Consider the following 17,913-nt stretch of genomic DNA (forward strand, 5'->3'; position numbering starts at 1 on the left):
CCACAGTTAAAATCAAATCCAACCACAACCAAAAAAGGAAATTCACTTAAATCACTTTTGCAGCTAAATATGCGTCAATATAGTATGATTATTGCCTTAGTATTCATAATGGTCTTGTTTCAAATTCTTACAGATGGATTACTATTAAAACCATTAAATATCACTAATTTAATTTTGCAGAATAGTTATATTCTTGTACTAGCAGTTGGAATGCTACTTGTCATTGTTACTGGACATATTGATTTATCAGTAGGCTCTATTGCTGCATTTGTTGGCGCAATTTCAGCTATTATGATGGTAAACTATGAATTTTCTCCATTTGTCGCTATTGTTATTTCATTAGTGCTTGGAGCAGTTATTGGTGCATGGCAAGGGTTTTGGATAGCATATGTTAGAATTCCTGCATTTATTGTTACACTAGCTGGAATGCTACTATTTAGAGGCTTGACCATGATTGTATTAGAAGGAAAGTCAATTGCTCCATTCCCTGAGTCTTTCCAGAAAATCAGCTCAGGCTTTATCCCAGACATCTCAAGTTCAGGGTCTGTTCATCTTTTAACCATATTGATTGGAATTGCACTTTCTATTATCCTTCTAGTAGTTCAGTTGAAAAATAGAAGAACACAACTTAAACATCAATTCGATGTGCAGCCTTTTGGATTATTTGTAACAAAATTAGTTGGATTAATCCTCATCTTAAATATATTCACGTATGTATTAGCTACGTACGAGGGAATACCCAATATTCTAATCATCTTAGGTATTTTAGTTATCATCTACACATTTGTGACCAATAAAACAAAAGCAGGTAGACATATATACGCCATTGGAGGCAATGAAAAAGCTGCGTTGCTTTCAGGGATTAAAACAAAGAAAATGACCTTTATGGTTTTCGTCAATATGGGTGTACTTTCTGCATTATCTGGTCTTTTATTTGCAGCACGCCTAAATGCAGCGACTCCAAAAGCAGGAAATTTATTTGAGTTAGATGCAATAGCAGCATGCTTTATTGGTGGAGCTTCGGCGTATGGAGGCATTGGAACCATTCCAGGAGCAATTATTGGTGGATTAGTAATGGGAGTAATGAATAACGGAATGTCCTTACTTGGACTAGGTATTGATTGGCAACAGGGAATTAAAGGGCTAGTATTATTAGCAGCAGTTGCATTTGATATCTATAATAAGAATAAAGCAAATTAACGAAAAAATGGCTGTTTTGAAGGTAAGGTTACCTGAAACAGCCATTTTTTATTTTACTCTATAACACGCTTTAAACCGATACTTGCTAATGCAGTATGTAGGTTAGCACAAGTTGTTACTTGACTAAAATCAATTCCTAACGAAATAATCGTTTGAGCTATTTCTGGTCTAATTCCAGAAATAATGGATTTTACTCCAATTAAATCTAATGCATGAACTACCTTAAATAAGTTATCTGCAACCATTGTATCAACAATAGGTACCCCAGATATATCTAAAATTAAATATTCTATTTTTAAATTAGCCGATTCTTGTAAGGCTACTTCTAATATTAATTGAGAGCGTCGTGTATCAATTTCACCAATTAAGGGGATAATAGCTGTTTCTTTTGCAATAGGAACAACTGGTACAGAAAGTTCTTCTAATGCAGAATACGCCATTTTCATTTTTTGTGTATTACTCTGTTCATAAATATGTCCTATTATGGCACTAATTTCATCAAGAATAGGATCAATAATTTTTCCAACATCTAGCATAGTTATCGGGGCGAAGGATTTTTGTTCTAGCTCTTCTGTAAATACGTCCCAAATAATATTTCGATAAATAGATAAGGAACGAAGTGCTGATTGTAGAGGGACAAGATGATCTACGAAAGCCTTACCAGTTTTTTCAGACCAATGCTGTACTTCTGTTGCATTCTTATTATCTTTAAGTGCTTCACCTAAAATGGAAAAAAGCTTCGCATTCCATTCAAGGGTACCTTTTTCGTCAAAAGGGAGACTTTGATAGGGAAAATCCTTTGATAAGAATTCTATTAGCAGTTGATTTATATTAGCTCCTAGGATGCTTTTATTTTTTATAATTTTATTCCCAATATAGGCCAGTTCATCCTTCACAATAATTCACTCCTACTTTTATTTCTATTTATCCAGTATACATGGTTTTAGGAGATAAGGGGAGAAATACGGCTTTTTCATTGTTTATTATTCCTGTTGCTATCTAGGGATTACCATTTTATCATTAAGATAATGAGAGCGCCTTCAAGATAGAGCCAAATGAGGAGGAAATAAAGATATGTACAAGCATGGTGTTTATGGATTTCGGTTTTTAGATGGCATGGATCAATCTCTGTATCAATTGTTTGCTGTTGGTTATGAATATATTACAAATACTGAGTATCATTGGGATGGTCTGCAGCGAACAGATGGACCATTAATCCTATTTCAATATACAGTTTCGGGAAAAGGGAGCTTAATAGTAAATGGGCAATTACATGAGGTGTCAATGGGAAGTGCATTTATGATTGACATTCCAAGTAATCATCAATATTTTTTTAATAGTAGTAATGATCATTGGGAGTTTTATTTTATTCTATTTCGTCCGACAAAATTGGAGACTGAATGGCAATTTTTATCAAAAGAGCTTGGAGTGATTTTTTCTTTAGAAGAAGCAAGTCCACCTGTATTATTACTTAAAACGATGTATCTTCATGCTTATAATAGAAATATTAACGATCGTTATCTGGCTTCCTCAATGGTCTATCAGTTTGTGATGGAAATATATCGAAATAGTTTAAATTTACATAAAGAGCATGATATGCCTGATCATATGAAGAAGGCAATAAGGTATATAGAAGAAAATTTTACAACTGTAGAAAGTGTAGAAGAAGTAGCTGCAGTTGCTACATTATCTAAATATTATTTCACTAGATTATTTAAGAAAATAACTGGATTTACACCCTTGCAATATGTAACAAAGCTTCGGTTAGAAAAAGCGATAAAGCTATTAAGAGATACCGATTATACGATAGAAGAAATTGCGAGAATGATAGGTTATGCGAATGCAAGCTATTTTATTAAAGTATTTAGACAATGGGTTGGATATTCTCCTGGAGAATATCGCCTTGGGAAAAATCATCTTGCTTTTACAGATATGTTATTTAAATAATAGAGCAATATTTTACAACTAGAGCAAAAAGATAGGATAGATGATGACTACTTTTTTCCTTATGATGAGTATATAAGATTACGAGTTTTAGGAAGGATGGATGACATGAAGCATCATTTATTAGCAAGTACTCCTCCGCTTGGGTGGAATAGTTGGGATTGTTACGGAGCATCTGTTACAGAGGAAGAAGTAAAGGGTAACGCGGACTATATGAGCAAATATTTAAAAAAGTATGGGTGGGAATATGTAGTTGTCGATATTCAATGGTATGAACCAGGTGCTAATTCCTCTATGTATCGCCCATTTGTTCCACTAGAGATGGATGAATACTCGAGATTATTACCTGCAGTAAATCGTTTTCCATCTGCTGAAGGAGGGAAGGGCTTTAAAGAATTAGCTGATTACGTTCATGGCTTAGGGCTGAAATTTGGAATACATATAATGAGGGGAATTCCTCGTCAGGCTGCTCACCAAAATACAGCTATACTAAATTCAAGTAAAACGGCTCGAGATATTGCTCACCCAAATTCAATTTGTCCATGGAATACGGATATGTATGGAGTAGATGCTAGTAAGGAAGGAGCACAAAGCTACTATAATTCCCTGTTTGAATTATATGCAGAATGGGGAGTAGACTTTGTAAAGGTAGATGATATTGCTGCATCTAAGTTATATACTACTCATTTGGACGAAATAAAATTAATTCGTCATGCTATTGATCATTGTGGTCGAGATATGGTATTAAGCCTGTCACCAGGACCTGCTCCTCTAGAGTTCTCTAAGGAATTGACAGAACATGCTAATATGTGGCGTATGACAGATGATTATTGGGATTTATGGCAATTACTTTATGATATGTTTGAACGATGTGAAAAGTGGTCTGATTACCGGGGAGAGGGATATTGGCCGGATTGTGATATGTTGCCATTAGGACATATTGGAATTCGCTCTGTTGATGGTGGGGCGCAAGATCGCTGGACTCGTTTTACAAAAGAGGAACAGAAAACAATGATGACACTATGGTCTATCTTCCGCTCACCACTTATGTTTGGAGGCGAGCTTAGAGATAACGATGATTGGACACTATCTTTATTAACAAACGAACATTTATTGTATGTAAATCAGCATAGTCATAATAACCGCCAAGTTTATCGAGAAGATGATAAGGTGGTCTGGTCAGCTGAGGATGATCAAGGAAATTCTTATGTAGCTTTGTTTAATATTGGTGAAGAGGAAAAGTTGGTTACTGTTAAGCTTGAAGATCTTGGTCATACAGATACAAAAAAATATGAAGATATTTGGGATAACCAAGAAGTAGGGGAAATAACGGAGAAAATAGAAGTAAACTTAAAGCCTCACAGTACGAAGTTTTATCGAGTGTATTAATAGAAGAGAGAGTCTTAAAAGGTAAATCCTTTAAGACTCTTTCTGTTTTGTCATAACCGTTTTAGCATCAAAATATTGTATATAAAAAGGTACTTCTCTTCAAGAAAAGTACCTTTTTATATATTCTTATTGATTTACAGGGCATGGTCCAGTGGAATTACGTATAACTAACTTTGGTTTATAAACAACAGAAGGAGGAACAGAATTTTTTTTCTCAACAGCATCCACAATCCATTTAGCAGCTTCCATTCCCATTTCCATTTTAGGATGAGAAACGGAAGTTAACTTTACTTCAGAAGCTTCTGTTAAGAAAGAGTCATCATATCCAATAATGGACACATCTTCAGGAATGGTTAAGTTTAAAGAACGAAGAAAATGAATCACTTGAATAGCCAGTTGATCATTGTAACAAACAATAGCTGTTGGTTTATCATGGCTATCAAACAGTTCCTTTAACTTCTCTAATGGAAAATGTACCTGGTTTTCCGTTGAATAATTAATCACCATATCTGGGAAAAAAGGAACCGAGAATTCCTTATAGGCTTGAATGAAGCCTTTCATACGATTTATTCCTTGTAAATCATCAGACTTAAATAAGCCAATAATTCTTTGATGTCCTAATTTTATAAGATGTTCTGTTGCAATAAATCCCCCTAGTTCGTCATCTACTATTAGATGAGGTGGAGAAAGTTGAGAATAGAACTGATTAATCATTAAATAGGGAATCTGATTTTGTTCAAGCTCTAAGTAAAAGTTAATATTAGGATTAAAGGTACTGCTTTTAGTTGGTTCTACAATTAGTCCATCAACATTTCTGCTTAACATGGTTTGTAAACATTGCTTTTCTTTTTCTACATCATTGTCCGTACAAGCAAAGGTAAGTGAATAACCTTTTGTTGTTAAATAAGATTCAATTCCTTTTATAATGGAAGGAAAGATATAGTCTGATATGTAAGTGGTAATGACTCCAATGTTCTTTGTGCCTTTTATCGAAGAAATGGAACTATTTGCACTTGGCGTTTGTCTGTGGGAGACGAAGGTTCCTGCTCCTTGCTCTCTATAGAGCCATCCTTCGTGGACTAAATCTCCTACTGCTTGACGGATAGTATGTCTACTAACCCCAAACATCTTTACTAATTCATTTTCTGAATATATTTTATCACCTGGTTTCACTTTCCCGCTAGTGACCCATTCGGTTATTTTTTCTTTGACCATATTATATTTTGTCATTTGTGCCACTGTTTCACCGCTTTCATTGGTATGTAACGAATTCAAACTTATACGTACAATAAAAAGTAATACCGTTATAGTATCAGAAAAAAGCTGAAATGACTATTAAATATTTTAGTAGAAGTATGAACAAAAGGTGAGTAAAGTATAAGTATCTAGAAGAGTACTTATATGAAAAAAGTAAGCCTACACAATAAGGCTTACTTTTTTCATATATATAAGGATATATACGTCTAAACACTGTTTTAATAAACTTAGTGGAGCGTAACGGAACGAACTTGTTCATACAGCCGAATATATTAAAAACAACAAAGGATGTGAAAACAGTCCTATATAATAATATTCTCCGATTCAACAAGTACTAATTTTTCAACATGTAAGAATTTCTGGATGTTGATAGAGGTTGCTCCTAATAAAGAGGCTTTGGAACCTAGAGTAGAACTCTTAATATCAATGTCTTTGTTAAAGGAGCTTACTAGATTTTGCTGAACTTTTTCTAGAATAAGAGGAATTCGTCTAATAAGGGAACTATTTAGATAGACGATTTCTGGTGCGTATGTTGCAATAATATTATTTACAGCAGCAGCTAAGTAAAAACTGAATTCCTCTACAACTTTTAAAGCGATATTCTCCTTATTATCATATGCTAGGATTAATTCATCTACAGTGATTTTACCAGAGCTAGTAAGAGAGGCATATGTAAATAATAATGCATCTTCAGAGCAATACTGCTCTAGGCAGCCATTGTTACCACATGGGCAAGGCTTCCCGTTAGGAACTAAAATGGTATGACCAATTTCCCCGCTCATTCCTTTTTTCCCATGATAAAGCTTCCTATTAATGATTATTCCCGCTCCTACACCACTATGAATACTTAAACTAACCAAATTCGTTTGATCAGTAGTAAAAGTATTTTCAGCGATAGCCGTTAGATTTGCTTCATTTTCTAGGTGAATAGGAAATGAATAGCTAGTAGTTAAACGTTCATATAAATTAATTTGATCCAAGTCATAATAGGGAGTAAATAGAATGTTATTTGTATCTACAATTCCATGGATAGCTAGGGACATACCAATTATTCCATAGTTAAACGTGTAGATATTCGAGTCTGCTTTTTTTAAGGTATTTAGTTTTAGTTGATACTCTTTTACAATTTCTGAAATCAGCTCAAAGATATTTTCATTAGAAACAAGGATGTTCTTTTTTTTCTCGGCAGTAATTATCTCTCCGTCAAGAAAGCAAAGTGCAGAAGAAATATAGTTAGCGCCAATATCTATGGAAATGGAAAGTCCTGCGAATTTATTAAATGTTAGCATAATAGGTTTTCTTCCGCCTTGATTCGTGCTATCACCTATTCCTACTTCTAGGATTAATTCTTTCTCTAAGAGACTTTTCGTAATTTCAGAAACGGATGCTTTATTTAAAGCAGATATTTGGGAGACAGTGGCTCTTGATATTTGTCCATGTTGAATAATTAATTCAAGAACCAATTGCTCGTTTTTTTCTCGTATTTTATATCTATCTGTAATCATTTTTTGATTCACTCCAAACCGATTGCTCTCTCTTGTTTGCTAAAAATCAGCTTATCATAGCGAGCAAGAAAAAGCAGTTTATTTAGGGAAATTCTTGACAAATGTAAGCGGATAAATTATGTTTTACTTAGTTAGTTTAACTTCCTAACAAACTGTTTGCAAGAATAAAAAAAGAGGAGTGTTTTCAGAATGAGTTATTTTCCTAATGTACAAAAAATCAAATTTGAAGGTACACAAAGCAAAAATCTATTTGCATTTAGACATTATAATCCCGATGAAATAGTGTTAGGAAAGTCGATGAGAGAGCATCTTAGATTTGCAGTTGCCTATTGGCATACCTTTACTCAAGATGGCTCTGATCCATTTGGTGCAGCAACAAACATTCGTACTTGGATAACAGATGACTCAATGGAAACCGCATATAATAGAGTGGAAGCTGCATTTGAATTTTTCACAAAAATAGATGCTCCTTACTTTTGCTTTCATGATGTGGATATTGCTCCAGAAGGAGAAACTCTTCAAGAGTTCTTTGATCATTTAGATGAAATAACAGATTTAATAAAAAAGAAGATGGATGAGACTGGTGTTAAGTTACTATGGAATACAGCAAATATGTTTACAAATTCTAGATTTGTGCATGGAGCAGCATCATCTTCTAATGCAGATGTGTTTGCATATGCGGCAGCTCAAGTGAAAAAAGGGTTAGATATTAGTAAAAAATTAAATGGACAGAACTATGTTTTTTGGGGTGGCAGAGAAGGGTATGAATCTCTTTTAAATACGGATATGGAGTTAGAACAAGATAATATAGCAAGGCTTTTTCATATGGCAGTAGATTATGCGAAAGAAATTAACCATCCTGTACAGTTTTTAATTGAGCCAAAACCAAAAGAACCTTCTAAACATCAATATGATTTTGATGCTGCAACCACTCTTGCATTTCTTCAAAAATATAACTTGATGGATCATTTTAAATTAAACTTGGAAGCGAATCATGCAACACTTGCTGGTCATACTTTTGAACACGAATTAGCTGTGGCGAGAAGTTATAAGGCATTAGGTTCTATAGATGCGAATCAAGGAGATTTACTTTTAGGCTGGGATACGGATGAGTTTCCGACCAATATTCACGATACTACTTTGACGATGTATCAAATCTTAGAGAATGGTGGAATTGCACCAGGTGGAGTAAACTTTGATGCAAAAGTTCGCCGTAGTTCCTTCACAATGGATGATTTATTTTTAGCCCATATTGCTGGGATGGATACTTTTGCTCGCGGGTTAAAGGCAGCAGCGAAATTAAAGGAAGATAAATTTTTTGATAGTCTACTAGAAAAGCGCTATGAAAGTTATCGTACGGGTATTGGAGCGGATATTGTGGAAGGTAAGACAGATTTAAAAGTATTAACAGAATACGCTTTAAAAAATGATCAAATAAAAAATGAACCAGCGCATTTGGAATGGATTAAATCAAGATTAAATGATTATTTAGTTTAATAGGGTAATAGTTTATAGGAGAGGAGGAGAGATAATGAGATATGTGCTGGGGTTGGATTTAGGTACTAGTTCATTGAAGGGTATTGTCGTTAATCAAGAAGGAAGAATTGTGTGTACTAAATCAGCTGATTATCCATTATTTAACTTACAGAGTGGCTACAGCGAACAAGATCCTCTTGATTGGTTAAAAGCTGCGAAGAAAGTATTGTCTGAGCTGAAAATGGAGATATCTGATTTTGCTTCTCAACTAGAGGGGATTAGCTTTTCTGGACAAATGCATAGTTTAGTATTACTTGATGAAAATAGTAATCCACTTCGCAAAGCCATTCTATGGAATGATGTCAGAACAACAGAACAATGTGACACAATAATGAAGGAATGTGGTGAAGAAATTCTTGCTACAATGAAAAACCGAGCATTAGAGGGCTTCACATTACCTAAACTCCTTTGGGTGAAAGAAAATGAGCCAGAAACTTGGAAAAAGGTAAGTAAATTCCTCCTTCCAAAGGATTATTTAGGATTTTGGATGACTGGTAATATCCAAATGGAATATTCAGATGCTGCAGGAACACTACTACTTAATATCGCAAAAAAAGAATGGGAGTGGAGTGTTGCGGAATATTTTGACATTCCGAAAGATATTTTCCCAAGGCTAATAGGCTCTATGGATCAAATAGGGATATTAAGAGAAGAGCTAAAAGAAGAGTTTGGTTTCACTAAAGATATTCCTATTTATGCAGGTGGTGCAGACAATGCTTGTGCTGCATTAGGAGCAGGCATCGTAGAAGATAATACGGGTTTATGCAGTATTGGAACTTCAGGGGTATTTCTTACTTATGAGGCCATAAGTGAAAAGGATTATAAAGGAAAACTACATTTTTTTAACCATGTAATAAACGATCATTTCTATTCAATGGGGGTAACCCTTGCTGCTGGTCATAGTCTTAGCTGGTTTAAAAATACATTCGCTAATGATGAGAATTTTGAAGAATTACTGAGTAAAGTAAGTACTATTTCTCCAGGGGCAGAAGGATTATTATTTGCTCCATATATTGTGGGAGAAAGAACTCCGCATTTTGATAGCAAAGTTAGAGGAAGCTTTATTGGGATTGATACAAGACATCAGCTTGCTCATTTTACTAGAGCTGTTATGGAAGGGATTACATTCTCCTTGAAGGATTCTCAAGACTTGGTAATTAAATATGCAGATAAAGAATTGGACAAAATAGTCTCTATTGGTGGCGGTGCTAAAAGTGAAGAATGGCTACAAATGCAAGCGGATATATTTCAAACAACGATAGTAACTTTAACCAATGAACAAGGACCAGGACTAGGAGCAGCGATGATAGCTGCAATAGGTTGCAAGTGGTTTAATGATTTTCAGGAATGTGTCCAAACATTTATTTCTTATGGAAAAGAATATAAGCCAATACAAAAAAATGTAGAGAGATATAAAGAAGTGTATAGTAGATATAAAGAAGTGTATCCAGCAATTAAAGAGGTCAGTCTCTCGGTGCTTTAAGGCATAAAGGGGGCTGACCCTTTTTTAAAAAAAAATATGTATTTTTTAAAAAAATACATTGAAAAAAACAGAATAGGTGATAGAATTTAAATTAAGGTTATACGTACAAGTTAGTAATAATATTGTTTGGTTGTAAGTATATATGTATAGGTTTACAATTCTTTGTTCTTGTACGTATGAAAAAAGAATAAATATAGTAATAACAACTTTAGATAATTCATTGAAATGAAAACGTATTCTTTATTATGTAGGAGGATATTTTATGACCAAGTATACGATAGGTGTAGATTATGGAACACAATCAGGAAGAGCTGTTTTAGTTGAAGTTGGGACAGGGAAAGAAATTGCTTCAGCTGTTAAGGTATATACCCATGGAGTAATGGATGAATACTTACCGGATGGTACAACAAAATTAGAACATGACTGGGCACTTCAACACCCAGCCGATTATTTAGAAGTATTAGAGATTACTATTCCAGAAGTTTTAGCAAAAGCAAAGGTATCTAATGAGGATGTAATTGGAGTAGGTATTGATTTTACAGCTTGTACGGTTCTACCAATTGATGAAAATGGAATTCCCCTCTGCTTCAAGCCGGAATATGAGAAACAGCCACATAGTTATGTGAAGCTATGGAAGCATCATGCTGCACAAGATGAAGCAAATCGTTTAAATGAAATAGCAGAACAAAGAGGAGAAGCCTTTCTTCAGAGATACGGTGGAAAAATTTCATCTGAGTGGATGGTTCCAAAAGTATGGCAAATCTTGAATGAAGCACCAGATATTTATGATAGTGCAGATCAAATATTAGAAGCAACGGACTGGGTGATTTCTGAATTAACAGGAGTTGTTACACGCAATAGCTGTACTGCTGGATACAAAGCTATCTGGCATAAACAAGATGGTTATCCATCAAATGAATTCTTTAAAGCATTAGATCCAAGACTAGAGAATGTAGTAGAAGATAAGCTATCAACGAATATCATACCAATTGGTTCTAAAGCAGGAGAAATAACAGAAAAAGCAGCTAAATTAACAGGATTAAAGCCTGGAACCGCTGTTGCCATTGCAAATGTAGACGCACATGTTGCGGTACCAGCAGTCGGTATTACAGAACCAGGGAAATTATTGATGATTATGGGAACTTCGACTTGTCATATTCTACTTGGTGATAAAGAAGAAATTGTGCCAGGTATGTGTGGTGTGGTAGAAGATGGTGTCATTCCAGGACTTTTAGGATATGAAGCAGGGCAATCCTGTGTAGGAGACCACTTTGAATGGTTTACAGAAAACTGTGTACCTGAAAGCTATTATAAAGAAGCAGAAGAAAAAGGCATGGGGATTCATCAGCTTTTAACGGAAAAGGCAAGTAATTTACAAGTTGGTGAAAGTGGACTTTTAGCATTAGATTGGTGGAATGGAAACCGCTCAACATTGGTAGATGTAGACTTAACAGGTGTTTTATTAGGGCAAACATTGCTTACTAAACCAGAAGAAATTTACCGTGCATTGATTGAAGCAACTGCTTACGGAACGCGTATGATTGTAGAAACTTTCCGAGAAAATGGAGTTCCTGTAAATGAAGTATATGCAGCAGGAGGAATTGCAGAAAAAAATGCGTTAATGATGCAAATCTATTCAGATGTACTTAATATGGATATTAAAATCTCTGCGTCTTCTCAAACTCCTGCTCTAGGAAGTGCTATGTTTGGAGCTGTAGCTGCTGGTAAAGATAGAGGCGGTTATGAAACGATAACAGAAGCGGCAAAAGATATGGGTAGAGTAAAAGACCATGTGTATCAACCAGGAGATAAGAATGTAGCAGTATATAACGAGCTGTATAGTGAATATGCAAAACTATATGATTACTTCGGACGCGGCGAAAATAATGTAATGAAAACACTGAAAAAAATTAAAAAGAACTCTGTCGCTAAGGAGGCAGAAGAATATGTTGGATAAATTAAAGCAAGAAGTATTAGAGGCAAACCTTGCTTTGCCAAAGCATCAGCTTGTTACGTTTACATGGGGAAATGTAAGTGGAATTGATAGAGAGCAGAATCTTGTTGTCATTAAACCTAGTGGTGTTCCGTATGATGAACTAAAAATAGAACATCTAGTTGTGCTTGATTTAGAAGGTAATGTAGTAGAAGGTGATTTAAGACCATCTTCAGATACACCAACACATCTAGCTTTATATAGACAATGGAAGAATATAGGTGGAATTGTACACACACATTCCCCTTGGGCAACGAGCTGGGCACAAGCAGGAAAAAGTATTCCTGCTCTTGGAACCACACATGCAGACTACTTTTATGGAGATATTCCATGTACACGCAAACTAACTGAGATAGAAATTAATCGTGCATATGAGTTAGAAACTGGAAATGTCATCATTGAAACACTAACACAAAAAGGAATTGACCCAGTTGCGATACCTGGTGTTTTAGTAACAGGTCATGCACCATTTGCATGGGGAAAAAATGCGGATGAAGCAGTGCATAATGCAGTTGTATTAGAAGAAGTAGCAAAAATGGCTCTTCATACCATTCAATTAAATCCAGAAGTGGAATACATTGATCAATACTTATTAGATAAGCATTACTTAAGAAAACATGGAGCAAATGCATACTACGGTCAGAAATAATGAAGCATTCATCCGTGTTATGGTCATGCACGGATGAATGGAAAATAATTAGCTATTTAACAAGCAACTAAACTTTTAGGAGGAATTTATGATGTTACATACAAAAGAATACGAATTTTGGTTTGTTACAGGAAGTCAGTTACTTTATGGAGAAGATGTACTTAGACAAGTAGAAGAAAACTCAAGAGAAATTGTAAATGGCTTAGATGATGCTTCTAGTATTCCATATAAAATTACCTTTAAAGCTGTTTTGAAAGATGCTAATAGCATTCAGCGTTTAGTTTTAGAAGCAAATCAAGACGAAAACTGTGCTGGTATCATAACATGGATGCATACTTTCTCACCATCTAAAATGTGGATTGCAGGGCTTTCTTCTTTACAAAAACCGCTACTACATTTTGCTACACAATTTAACCGTGATATTCCTTGGAGCTCGATTGACATGGATTTCATGAACTTAAATCAATCAGCACATGGAGATAGAGAACATGGGTTCATTGGAGCAAGATTAAATGTGAAGCGTAAAGTAATTGTTGGTCACTGGGAAAATGAAGAAATTAGACAACGTGTCGGCAATTGGACGAAAACAGCTGTAGCATACTCTGAAAGCAAGCAGTTAAAAGTTGCTAGATTTGGTGATAATATGCGCCAAGTTGCGGTTACAGAAGGTGATAAGATTGAGGCGCAAATTAAATTTGGTTGGACGGTAAATGGCTACGGTGTTGGTGATCTTGTTCAGAAAATGAATGAAGTAACAGAAGAACAAATTGAATCATTAATGAAAGAGTATCAAGAAAACTATGATATAACTTCAGAAGGATTAGTAGAGGGACCAGTAAGAGATTCTATAAGAGAACAAGCAAAGATTGAGATAGGATTAAAAGCTTTCTTAGAAGAAGGAAACTATACAGCTTTCACCACTACATTTGAGGATTTACATGGTATTCGTCAACTTCCAGGTCTTGCTGTTCAACGTTTAATGGAGCAAGGATATGGATTCGCTGGAGAAGGAGATTGGAAAACAGCTGCACTTGTACGCTTAATGAAAATCATTGCAGATAATGAAGGCACATCTTTCATGGAAGACTATACGTATCATTTTGAACCAGGAAATGAAATGGTATTAGGTTCTCATATGTTAGAGGTATGTCCAACAATCTCAGCAACTCGTCCGAAAATTGAAGTACATCCACTTGGAATTGGTGGAAAAGAGGATCCTGCAAGAATTGTGTTTGATGGTAGAGGAGGATCTGCTTTAAATGCATCTATCATTGACCTAGGTCACCGCTTCCGTTTACTAGTAAATGAAGTAGATGCTATTCAGCCAGAAGAAGAATTGCCTAATCTTCCAGTAGCTCGTGTATTGTGGAAAACACAGCCATCACTAAGTCAAGCAGTAGAAAACTGGATCCAAGCTGGTGGAGCTCACCATACTTGCTTCTCCTATGTAGTAAGCACAGAGCAATTAAGAGATTTTGCAGAATTAGTAGGAATGGAAACAGTAGTTATTAATAATGATACAAAAACAGAAACTTTCTTAAATGAATTGCGTTGGAATGATGTTGTTTACCGTTAATTATATATAATAGAAGAAAGTGCTTCTTCTATTAAAAGCAGTCTACCAAACAGTCCAGTATAGTCTAATAATCTATATAATTGGAAGTGAAGGGAGACTGCTTTTCTATTTTATATGAAAGGATGTTACGTAGAATGCAAATAACACAAAAGCTATTCGGAAAAATGGAAGAAAAAGAAATAATAGAATACACCTTAAAGAATAATCAAGGGATGGAAGTATCTTGTTTAAATTACGGGGGAATTGTAACAAGAGTTATTGTTCCAAATAAAGAAGGTAAATTGGAAAATGTAGTACTTAATTATGCTAGTTTAGATGAATACCTAAATGATACATACTACTTTGGAGCCCTTATTGGTAGAGTTGCAGGAAGAATTAAAGGCGCAACATTTGAATTAAACGGGAAAACACATTCTCTTGAAATTAATGACAATAGAAATAATCTACATGGTGGAAAAAAAGGATTTAATCGTGTTATATGGGATACAGAATTGTTAGAGAATGAGGAAGAAGTTGCCATAAAATTAATGTATCACAGTCCAGATGGTGAAGAAGGTTTTCCAGGAAATATTAACGTAGAAGTGTTATATACTTTAAACAATCATAATGAGTGGAAAATTAGCTACAAGGGTAATAGTGATGAACAAACTATTTTAAATATGACTAACCATACATACTTTAATTTAAGTGGAAATGCTAAACGAGATATTCTTCAACATCAAATGCAGCTTAAAAGTGATAAAGTACTTGAACTAGATCAAGAATTACTGCCAACAGGGGAATGGATCTCGGTGGAAAACACTCCGTTTGATTTTCAAGAAAGAGCAACGATTGAAAAAGGTGTATTAGCAGATCATGAACAAACTATTCTTGCAGGCAATGGATATGATCATCCCTTTTTATTAAATGCACATAATGATCAGGAAATTCAGCTAATCGACGAAGAGTCTGGAAGAATATTAACGATTGAAACAGAAGAAGAAGGAGTAGTTATCTATTCTGGTAATCAAATGGAAGAAAAAGGAATGGTATCTGGTGTGCCTTGCAGAAAGTATTTAGGGATTTGTTTAGAAACTCAAGGGTTGCCTGATGCTATTCATCATTCTGCCTTTCGCTCTTGGGTAATAGATAAAGACCGTCCTTATCAAACAGAGACAGTTTACCGATTTGATGTAATTAAGTAAGAGTAGAGGGAGTGTATAGGAAATGAAATCAATTGTTTCGGATATTCAATCTTTATCTTATCAATGTAATTGTGGTAATCAACATCAGGTGATTGAAATAGAGGAAATTGTTGTTGAAAAGGGTGCATTAGTAAAAGCAATGGAATATATGGAAAAGAAAGCTTTTCAGCAAGTCATGATCATTGCCGACGAAAACACACATAAAGCATGTGGAGAGAAATTATCTGCTTTACTAGAAGAAAAGAAACTATCTTATTCTAGTTGTTTGGTAGAGTCAGATGATAATGGAGATGTTTTGGCAGACGAAAAATCTCTTGTACAAGTATTATTAGAAGCATCATCAGAAGTGGATGTAATGGTTGCCGTCGGTTCTGGAACATTACATGACATTACTAGATTTTGTAGTGCGAAAATGGGCATTCCTTTTATCTCTATTCCTACAGCGCCTTCTGTTGATGGATTCACTTCGCTTGGAGCACCTATTATTGTAAAGGGAGTAAAACAAACATTTCAGTTAACTTCTCCTATTGCAGTATTTGCTGATATTGAGGTTTTAAGTGCAGCTCCAAGAAAGATGATTGCAGCAGGTGTAGGAGATATGATAGCTAAGTACACATCTTTAGCTGATTGGAAATTCGATTCATTGGTAACAGGTGAACACTATTGCCCCGTTTCTGCCCAAATAACACAAGACGCCCTATTGGCGTGTATAGAGAATATCGACTCTATTGCAGCTGGAGAAGATAAAGGAATTACTATTTTGATAGATTCCTTAATAAAATCAGGGCTAGCTATGCTATTATTTGGCAAATCCCATCCTGCCTCAGGTGGAGAGCATCATCTATCTCATTTTTGGGAAATGGAATTTATGAAAGCAAATCGACCACAAGTTTTACATGGAGCAAAAGTTGGAGTTTCTACTATCTTATTAGCATCTGTGTATAAGGAGAAATTCTTACAAGCATTGGAAAATGATTTCATTTTGGATCAACTACCAATTCAAGAAGAATGGAAGGTAAATTTAAAGGAAAAGATAGAGGAAATCATAAATACTTATCAACAAATACCTGACGCTGCTGAAATTAGGGGATTCATTCAAAAAATCGGTGGACCCACTTGCTATGAAGAGTTAGGTATAGAGGATGAGCTTTTACTGTCTAGCTTAAAAGAGGCACATCAATTACGGGATCGTTTTACGGCTTTAAAGTTTTTACATGAAGTAGGAGAGAAGGACTTTTCTGCCTATTTATCTACTGCCGAAGCGAAATGATAATTTTTAAAAGCTATATATGTTACTAGATTAGCTAGTGATATGTATAGCTTTTTTATGTTATAGAAGTTACTTGGATAGTGAATGAAATGGGAGATATGGAGGGTGTGAGATCTCTGTTTTATGGCTATCACAGCCTATTTAATCTCAAAATATTGGACAATTCATACAATGTGTTTTTGATTAAAGATATTTCCTTGTAATACTTAATTTATTGAAAAAATGGATAAAATACGAAATAATCAATTTAATAATCTGAAAAATTAAAAATCTAACAAAGTAGTAAAGCTTAAAAAAGGAGGTATATTTGTATGAAGAAGATTATTATTGTAAGCTTGACCATTCTCATTCAAGCAATCGGACTGTACGTATTGTCTTTGTTTATCCATTGGAATTATGTGGATATGCTATTGCTAGGGAGCATTCTTTTATTTGGTGTTTCTTGGTTATTTCCAATGCATTTAAATCATACAAACAACCAATATAATGCTTATGAAAAAGCGTGGACTGGAAAAGAATTAGGGGCAATAAGGCCGTTTGTTTTTAGAGTAAATGCTGTTATTTTGGGACAAATTATCTTTATGGTTCTTTCGATTGTAATAACAGGTATTATTTACCTTATTTTCTTTAATATTTAGTATGAATCCACGATTACATAGACGTCTTTTATAGGAACTCTTTCTTACTCATAAGTAAAAAAGTATCCCATCGTTTAGAGGTATAAACTATCTAAACAATGGGATACTTTTTCATTATGTCGAAAAATGAAACCGCATTTATTCAAGAGTTGAACAACTTGTATATACATGTTATAGTTAAGTGGTAAACACAATACACATACTCTTATCGCATTAAAGAAATAATTGAAGATAAGGCATAAAAAAATATAAATTTCTATTAAAATATAATCCTCACATTGGTGGTGTA

The 17,913-nt window shown here is 34.7% G+C and carries 14 protein-coding genes; 11 read left to right on the top strand and 3 right to left on the bottom strand.

Translation table 11 applies throughout. The annotated features are described in order from the left end of the window. Window positions 1-69: 69 nt before the first annotated feature. A complete protein-coding gene (mmsB, locus tag F9279_RS15290; protein ID WP_319020771.1) occupies window positions 70-1,200 on the top strand; it encodes a multiple monosaccharide ABC transporter permease in 1,131 nt (376 codons plus the stop codon). A gap of 53 nt (window positions 1,201-1,253) precedes the next feature. Here the strand turns inward: mmsB and F9279_RS15295 are convergent, their stop codons facing one another. After that, window positions 1,254-2,096: an STAS domain-containing protein gene (locus F9279_RS15295; RefSeq protein WP_152114545.1), complete on the bottom strand. Its 843-nt coding sequence runs from the start codon at window positions 2,094-2,096 to the stop codon at window positions 1,254-1,256. A gap of 178 nt (window positions 2,097-2,274) precedes the next feature. On the opposite strand from F9279_RS15295, the gene F9279_RS15300 reads away from it, so the two are divergent. Further along, window positions 2,275-3,147: an AraC family transcriptional regulator gene (locus tag F9279_RS15300; protein WP_152114548.1), complete on the top strand. Its 873-nt coding sequence runs from the start codon at window positions 2,275-2,277 to the stop codon at window positions 3,145-3,147. 105 nt (window positions 3,148-3,252) lie between these two features. Further along, on the top strand, window positions 3,253-4,533 hold the full coding sequence (locus F9279_RS15305) for a glycoside hydrolase family 27 protein (protein WP_152114549.1): 1,281 nt from the start codon (window positions 3,253-3,255) through the stop codon (window positions 4,531-4,533). A gap of 126 nt (window positions 4,534-4,659) precedes the next feature. Here F9279_RS15305 and F9279_RS15310 read toward each other — a convergent pair whose 3' ends face one another. Then, complete coding sequence (locus F9279_RS15310) at window positions 4,660-5,772, bottom strand: GntR family transcriptional regulator (RefSeq protein ID WP_152114551.1); 1,113 nt, start codon at window positions 5,770-5,772, stop codon at window positions 4,660-4,662. 320 nt (window positions 5,773-6,092) lie between these two features. Then, the gene (locus F9279_RS15315) at window positions 6,093-7,295 is read right to left on the bottom strand and encodes an ROK family protein (RefSeq protein ID WP_152114553.1); all 1,203 of its coding nucleotides are present in this window, start codon (window positions 7,293-7,295) and stop codon (window positions 6,093-6,095) included. Window positions 7,296-7,484: 189 nt separating this feature from the next. Between F9279_RS15315 and xylA the strand changes: the two genes are divergently transcribed. From xylA to F9279_RS15355, 8 genes are all read left to right on the top strand, one after another. Continuing rightward, window positions 7,485-8,792: a xylose isomerase gene (gene xylA, locus F9279_RS15320; protein WP_152114554.1), complete on the top strand. Its 1,308-nt coding sequence runs from the start codon at window positions 7,485-7,487 to the stop codon at window positions 8,790-8,792. A 34-nt stretch (window positions 8,793-8,826) separates the two neighbouring features. Next, window positions 8,827-10,314, top strand: coding sequence for a xylulokinase (gene xylB / locus F9279_RS15325; RefSeq protein ID WP_152114556.1), 1,488 nt, complete (start codon window positions 8,827-8,829; stop codon window positions 10,312-10,314). 262 nt (window positions 10,315-10,576) lie between these two features. Further along, a complete protein-coding gene (gene araB / locus F9279_RS15330) occupies window positions 10,577-12,271 on the top strand; it encodes a ribulokinase (protein ID WP_152114558.1) in 1,695 nt (564 codons plus the stop codon). Beyond that, window positions 12,261-12,956, top strand: a complete 696-nt coding sequence (araD, locus tag F9279_RS15335; RefSeq protein ID WP_152114560.1) for an L-ribulose-5-phosphate 4-epimerase — start codon at window positions 12,261-12,263, stop codon at window positions 12,954-12,956. Before araB ends, araD begins: the two co-directional genes overlap by 11 nt. Before the next feature lie 91 nt (window positions 12,957-13,047). Continuing rightward, window positions 13,048-14,532, top strand: coding sequence for an L-arabinose isomerase (gene araA / locus F9279_RS15340; RefSeq protein ID WP_152114595.1), 1,485 nt, complete (start codon window positions 13,048-13,050; stop codon window positions 14,530-14,532). Window positions 14,533-14,666: 134 nt separating this feature from the next. Continuing rightward, the gene (locus tag F9279_RS15345) at window positions 14,667-15,716 is read left to right on the top strand and encodes an aldose epimerase family protein (protein WP_152114562.1); all 1,050 of its coding nucleotides are present in this window, start codon (window positions 14,667-14,669) and stop codon (window positions 15,714-15,716) included. 22 nt (window positions 15,717-15,738) lie between these two features. After that, the gene (locus F9279_RS15350) at window positions 15,739-16,986 is read left to right on the top strand and encodes a sn-glycerol-1-phosphate dehydrogenase (protein ID WP_152114564.1); all 1,248 of its coding nucleotides are present in this window, start codon (window positions 15,739-15,741) and stop codon (window positions 16,984-16,986) included. Between the two features lie 311 nt (window positions 16,987-17,297). Beyond that, on the top strand, window positions 17,298-17,624 hold the full coding sequence (locus F9279_RS15355; RefSeq protein ID WP_152114566.1) for a hypothetical protein: 327 nt from the start codon (window positions 17,298-17,300) through the stop codon (window positions 17,622-17,624). Window positions 17,625-17,913 lie beyond the last annotated feature (289 nt).

Origin of the sequence: Bacillus sp. B1-b2 (assembly GCF_009183415.1) — a bacterium.
Lineage (GTDB): Bacteria > Bacillota > Bacilli > Bacillales > Cytobacillaceae > Niallia.